Origin of the sequence: Streptomyces sp. NPDC048496 (assembly GCF_043200055.1) — a bacterium.
GTDB lineage: Bacteria > Actinomycetota > Actinomycetes > Streptomycetales > Streptomycetaceae > Streptomyces.
Window position 1 is genome coordinate 46,693 of record NZ_JBICXB010000042.1, and the last position, 6,255, is coordinate 52,947.

The 6,255-nt window shown below is 70.6% G+C and carries 7 protein-coding genes; 6 read left to right on the top strand and 1 reads right to left on the bottom strand.

Annotated elements, in window-relative coordinates; all coding sequences use genetic code 11:
• The first annotated feature begins 80 nt into the window (after positions 1–80).
• The 5 genes from ACGFSA_RS27935 (at position 81) to proC (ending at position 4,176) form a co-directional block, all read left to right on the top strand.
• The gene (locus tag ACGFSA_RS27935) at positions 81–620 is read left to right on the top strand and encodes a hypothetical protein (protein WP_393308796.1); all 540 of its coding nucleotides are present in this window, start codon (positions 81–83) and stop codon (positions 618–620) included.
• A gap of 88 nt (positions 621–708) precedes the next feature.
• Positions 709–1,545, top strand: coding sequence for a class I SAM-dependent methyltransferase (locus tag ACGFSA_RS27940; protein ID WP_393308798.1), 837 nt, complete (start codon positions 709–711; stop codon positions 1,543–1,545).
• A gap of 159 nt (positions 1,546–1,704) precedes the next feature.
• Positions 1,705–2,472 (top strand): ABC transporter ATP-binding protein, encoded by a 768-nt coding sequence (locus tag ACGFSA_RS27945; RefSeq protein WP_393308800.1) that lies wholly within the window; start codon positions 1,705–1,707, stop codon positions 2,470–2,472.
• Complete coding sequence (locus tag ACGFSA_RS27950) at positions 2,469–3,290, top strand: ABC transporter permease (RefSeq protein WP_393308802.1); 822 nt, start codon at positions 2,469–2,471, stop codon at positions 3,288–3,290. Before ACGFSA_RS27945 ends, ACGFSA_RS27950 begins: the two co-directional genes overlap by 4 nt.
• Positions 3,291–3,366: 76 nt before the next feature.
• On the top strand, positions 3,367–4,176 hold the full coding sequence (gene proC, locus ACGFSA_RS27955) for a pyrroline-5-carboxylate reductase (RefSeq protein ID WP_393308804.1): 810 nt from the start codon (positions 3,367–3,369) through the stop codon (positions 4,174–4,176).
• A 3-nt stretch (positions 4,177–4,179) separates the two neighbouring features.
• Here the strand turns inward: proC and ACGFSA_RS27960 are convergent, their stop codons facing one another.
• Complete coding sequence (locus ACGFSA_RS27960; protein ID WP_393308806.1) at positions 4,180–4,767, bottom strand: cysteine hydrolase family protein; 588 nt, start codon at positions 4,765–4,767, stop codon at positions 4,180–4,182.
• A 74-nt stretch (positions 4,768–4,841) separates the two neighbouring features.
• Here ACGFSA_RS27960 and ACGFSA_RS27965 point away from each other — a divergent pair, with 74 nt between their 5' ends.
• Entirely contained in the window at positions 4,842–5,858 is a 1,017-nt protein-coding gene (locus ACGFSA_RS27965) for a GlxA family transcriptional regulator (RefSeq protein WP_393308808.1), read from the top strand.
• Positions 5,859–6,255 lie beyond the last annotated feature (397 nt).

Sequence of the window (6,255 nt, forward strand, 5' to 3'; positions counted from 1 at the left end):
CCGGACCGCGACGGGACGGCGACCGGGACTGTGACGGGGACGGCGATCGGGACCGAAACCACCCGGGGATAATCGACCTCGTGAGCGAGAACAGCGAAGCCCCCGGCCCCGGCGCCACGCCCGGCTCCACCACGCCCGGCCCGCAGCCCGAGCCCCTGCTCTTCTTCGGTACGACCTGGGTCGACCACGACGGGGGCTACGGGCTGCGACGCGTCGGGGCGGCGGTGGGCTCCCTCGCGGCCGCGGTCGCCGCCTGCTTCGTACTCCGCTTCGCCTTCCAGGGACTGGAGATCGCCGACGTGGGCAACCTTGTCGGCATCCTGGTCGTCCTGATGTTCGCCATCTGCAGCGCCATCGCCTTCCGCAAGACGCGGGAAGGCTTCAGCCGCCGCCCGGCCGATCCGGCGCGCGAGGCCAATCTGCGCGGCCTCAAGACCATCGGCTTCGTCGGCTCACTGATCGCGTACTTCCTCCGTACGTTCAAGGAGGCACCGGGCGAGCAACTGCGACGCACGGAGTACGAGACGGCCCTGGCCGGCTACGCGAAGCGCCGCTCGGCCCGCACCGGAAACCCGGCCGCCCGCAAGACCGCCAAGGGAAAGCGACCCAAGCGCAAGTAGGGCGGCCCCACGAGAGCAGGGCCCCACGAGTGCGGGTCAAGTGCCGCGAGTACCGGCGCAAGGCCCCTGCGCGGGCCACGATGGCCCCATGTTTCCTTCCGGCTCCGGCTCCGATTTCCGGGCACGCACCGCCTCACCCGCCTCCCCGGCCCCATCCCGCGCCCTCTCCTTCGACCGCGCAGCCGCCCAGTACGCCGCGGCCCGCCCCGGCTACCCGCCCGCCCTCTTCGACACCGTCGAGGAACTGGCCGGCCGCACCCTGCGTGGCGCCCGCACCATCGACGTCGGCGCGGGCACGGGTATCTCCACCCGGCTTCTCCACGACCGGGGCGCCCGGGTCACCGCGGTCGAACCGGGCCACGGCATGGCGGAAGAACTGCACCGGGCACTCCCGTACGTGCCGATCGTGCGCGGCGACGGCAACCGCCTCCCCATCGCCACCGCATCGGCCGACCTGATCACGTATGCCCAGTCCTGGCACTGGACCGACCGGAGCCGCGCCGCCCCCGAGGCCCTGCGCGTCCTGCGCCCCGGCGGCGCACTCGCCCTCTGGTGGAATGTCTCCGACCATTCCGTCCCCTGGATCGCAGAGCAGGACGCCCGTCTTCGCCGTTTCTTCGGTGCCGACGAGGGCGCCCACGGCTCGCCCGTCCGCTCCCGCGATCTGCCGTCCGAGCTCGGCTTCGTACACCGCACGGTGCCCTGGACCCGACGGGTGTCCCTCGACGCCCACCTCGCCAACCTCGGCAGCCACTCCGCCTTCCTCGTCCTCGGTGAGGGACCCACGCACCGATTCCTCAACGAGGAGCGCGACCGGCTGGCGGAGCGCTTCCCGGACGGCACGGTCGAGGAGAGTTACGTGGTCGACCTGAGCGTGGTGATCCGCCCGGGCTCGACCCCGGTCCCACCCCCACCGCGCTCCTGATCCGCACGCCCGAGGGCCTCGCGCGCCTCCCGCTCCGCGGCCCAGCCCTCCAGGACCGCGGCACATGCGTGGTCGGTGTGGTGCAGCCCACTGAGGTCCAGCACGACGGCCCGGCCGTGCTCTTGACGGACAGACACCGCCAGGATCAAAATTCACCGCATGATGAATTATTCGGGTGCCGCCATCGAGGCCCGCGGCCTCACGGTCGTACGAGGCAACCGCACCGTCCTGCGCGGCCTCGACTTCACCGTCGAACCCGGCAGGATCACCGGCCTCCTCGGCCCCTCGGGGTGCGGCAAATCCACCCTGATGCGAGCCGTCGTCGGCACCCAGGCCAAGGTCACCGGCACCCTCGACGTCCTCGGCAACCCCGCGGGCCACCCCACCCTCCGCCCGCGCATCGGGTACGTGACCCAGGCGCCGTCGGTCTACACCGACCTCAGCGTCCGGCAGAACCTCGACTACTTCGCGGCGATCCTTCAGCCGGGCCGCAGACACCGGGACGCCCGCCGCGCCGCCGTCGCCCGCGCCGTCACCGATGTCGACCTGACCAGCCACGCGGACGCTCTCGCCGGCACCCTCTCCGGCGGCCAGCTGACCCGTGTCTCCCTCGCCGCCGCCCTGCTCGGCACTCCCGAGCTCCTCGTCCTCGACGAACCGACCGTCGGCCTCGACCCGGTACTCCGCCGCGACCTGTGGGGCCTCTTCCACACCCTCGTCGCCGACCACGGCACCACGCTCCTCGTCTCCTCCCACGTCATGGACGAGGCCGAGCGCTGCCACCGCCTGCTCCTCATGCGCGAGGGCGAGATCCTCGCCGACGGCACCCCCGAGGCACTGCGCACCCACGCCCGGACCGCCACCGTCGAAGAAGCCTTCCTCCACCTGGTCGACGAAGCCGCCACTTCTCAGGAGAACGCCCGATGAGCACGACCAACACGCCGCAGCAGGCCCCCGCCACCCCGCAGGTCCGCACCGGCGGCCGCGCCCGGCCCGAGTCCCAGGTACTCAGCCCCGCCCGCACTCTCGCCACCGCCGCCCGCGTCCTGCGCCAGCTGACCCATGACCCCCGCACCGTCGTGCTGCTGCTCCTCATCCCGGTCGTGATGATCACGCTGCTCCGGTACGTCTTCGACGGCAGCCCGCAGACCTTCGATGCCATCGGCGCCTCGCTCCTCGGCATCTTCCCGCTGATCACGATGTTCCTGGTGACCTCGATCGCCACCCTCCGCGAACGCACGTCAGGCACTCTGGAACGCCTCCTCGCCATGCCACTCGGCAAGGGCGACCTGATCGCCGGCTACGCCCTCGCCTTCGGCGCCGTCGCGATCCTCCAGTCCCTCCTGGCCACCGCGCTCTCGGTCTGGGTGCTCGGGCTCGACGTGGTCGGCTCCCCCTGGCTGCTGCTCCTCGTCGCCCTGCTCGACGCCCTGCTCGGCACGGCCCTCGGTCTCTTCGTCTCCGCCTTCGCCGCGTCCGAATTCCAGGCCGTCCAGTTCATGCCGGCCGTGATCTTCCCGCAGCTCCTGCTCTGCGGACTGTTCATCGCGCGCGACCGGATGGCACCCGCCCTCGAAGCGATCTCGAACGTCCTGCCCATGTCGTACGCGGTCGACGGCATGAACGAAGTCCTCCACCACACCGAGGTCACCGGCAACTTCGTCCGCGACGTCCTGATCGTCTCGGGCTGCGCCCTCCTCGTCCTCGCCCTCGGCGCAGCCACCCTCCGCCGCCGCACCACCTGACGTGCCGGTGCGAGGATGGCGGCGACGACGCACCACCAGAACCGCGTACCACCGCACCGTCCGGAGGGTGAACCGCATGACCCAGACAGTCGCAGTCCTCGGCACCGGCAAGATCGGCGAGGCCCTGCTCAGCGGCATGATCCGGGCGGGCTGGCGCCCTGCCGACCTGCTGGTCACCGCCCGCCGCTCCGAGCGTGCCGAGGAACTCCGTACCCGTTACGGCGTCGAGTCCGTCACCAACGCCGAAGCCGCCAAGCGCGCCGACGTCCTCATTCTTGCGGTCAAGCCCCAGGACATGGGCCGTCTCCTCGACGAACTCACCTCCCACCTCACGGCCGACCGGCTGGTCATCAGCGCCGCCGCCGGTATCACGACCGCCTTCATCGAGGACCGCCTCGCCGCGAAGACTCCGGTCGTACGGGTCATGCCGAACACCCCCGTCCTCGTCGACGAGGGCATGTCCGTCATCTCGGCGGGCAGCCACGCCACCGCCGAACATCTCGCCACCGCCGAGGCGATCTTCGGCGGTGTGGGCAAGACCCTCCGCGTCCCCGAGTCGCAGCAGGACGCCGCGACCGCGCTGTCCGGATCGGGACCCGCGTACTTCTACTTCCTCGTCGAGGCGATGACCGACGCGGGCATCCTGCTCGGCCTGCCCCGCGCCCAGGCCCACGACCTGATCGTGCAGGCCGCCATCGGCGCGGCGGTGATGCTCCGGGACAGCGGCGAACACCCGGTCAAGCTCCGCGAAGCCGTCACCAGCCCGGCCGGCACCACCATCAGTGCCATCCGGGAGCTGGAGAACCACGGCGTACGCGCCGCCCTGATCGCTGCCCTCGAAGCAGCCCGCGACCGCAGCCGCGAGCTGGCCTCGGGCAACGGCTGACCCTCACTTCCCGGCGGCAGCCACCAGCTCCGCACTGGTCACGACCTTCGCGAACCCACCGCTGTGCAGCGAGACAGCGGTGGCCCGCGCCAGCTCGTCCGCGCTCAGCGCCCACCCCCACGGCCCGACCCCGTCGAACGTGTACGTGGCATCGAACGCGAAGAACACCTCGTACCCGAGATTCCCGCCCATCCGCGCCGTCGTCTCCGCGCACATATTGGTCTGGATCCCGGCCACCACGATCTGCCGCACCCCGCCCTCACTGAGCCACGCCCCGAGACCGGGTGTGCCGAGGAAGGCGGAATTCACGGTCTTCGTCAGGAACAGCTCGGGCCCGCTGCCCTTCCCCCGCCGCTCCTCCACGTATCCCTTGAACGCGTTCCCCGAGTACCCGGGCCGCAGCGGCGAATCCGGCTTCGTCGAGTCATGCCGTACGAACACGACGGGCCGCCCACTCGTCTGCCAGGCATCGATGAGCTCCGCGATGTTCCGATCCGCCTCGGGATTGTTCCGCGGCCCCCAGTGAGCCTCCTCCTCAAAGCCTTCCTGCACGTCCACCACGACCAGCGCTGCGTTCTCTGCGATCTCCATACGGACGATGCTGCCGCCCCGGACCGGTATCCCCCAGAGGTCAAAAAGTCATCGATCGATGCTTTACTGCCAGCATGCCGCCCCGCCTCTCCTCCACCCCCACGCGCATCGCGCTGGTCGCGTTTCCCGGCATCCGCGCGTTCGACGTCTCGGTCATCACCGAGGTCTGGGGCGTGGACCGCACCGACCGCGGTGTCCCGCCCTTCGACCTGCGCCGCACCGCGGCCGACCCGGTCCCGATCCCGCTGCGCGGCGGCCTCTCCCTCGCCCCGGACCGCACCCTCGCCTGGCTGGCCGGCGCCGACCTGATCGTCGTCCCCGGCCTCGACGACCACCTGACGCCCGCTCCCGCACCGGTCCTCGACGGCCTCCGCCGCGCCCACACCCGAGGGACCCTCATAGCCGCGCTCTGCGGTGGCGCCTTCACCCTCGCCCAGGCCGGACTCCTCGACGGCCGCCAAGCCGTCACCCACTGGAACCTCACCGACCTCCTCCGCACCCACCACCCTCAGGTGACGGTCGTCCCGGATGCCCTCTTCCTCGAGGACGACAACGTCTGGACGTCAGCCGGCACCGCGGCCGGTATCGACCTCTGCCTCCATCTCGTCCGTACGGCCCATGGCGCCGAAGCCGCAGCGGCGATCGCCCGTTCGATGGTCACGGCCCCGTTCCGCACGGGCACCCAGGCCCAGTTCATCGAGCACCCCACCCCGCACACGGACCGGGACGCCGACACCCTTGCCGCAGTACGGGCCTTCGCCCTGACCCACCTGGCCGAACCCCACACGGTGGCCGGCCTTGCCGCCCACGCGGGCATGTCCTCCCGCTCCTTCGCCCGCCACTTCCAGGCGACCACGGGCACCACGCCGCTGCGCTGGCTGATCACCCAACGCATCGCCGCAGCCCAGAAGCTTCTGGAGCGGACCGACCTCCCGCTTCCCGAGGTGGCCCGCCGTACGGGATTCGGCAGCGAGATCACCATGCGCCAGCACTTCGCGACCCACCTGGCCACCAGCCCCCGGGACTACCGCCTGGCCTTCCGTCACACCCCGGGCCAGCCGGAGGTTGACACGGGCCGCCCGCAACCGTAATATTCTCCGAGTTGTCCGACGTGAGCGCCGACCCCGGTCGGTCCCCGGACAGCCATTCCGTAGGAACCACATCGAGCAAGCGACATCTGTCGCCCAGCTTTCTGTGCGCATGTGCGAAATGAGGAATCCGCGTTCGAAGGAGCGCGACCCCGATTGGCGTCGGGGCCCAGGATTCCGCTAACGTCTCACTCGTCGGAACGGCCCAACAGCCGGGAAGACGAACCCCGCTGACTGGGAATCAGGCCCGAAAGGATCTGATAGAGTCGGACTCGCCGGAAAGGGAAACGCGAAAGCGTAGAACTGGAAAGCGCAGTAACAAATCTTCTGCTTCGCAGAGGGCCCGCTTCGACCGGGAATCGGACACGAAAGAGTCTGATAGAGTCGGAAACGCAAGACC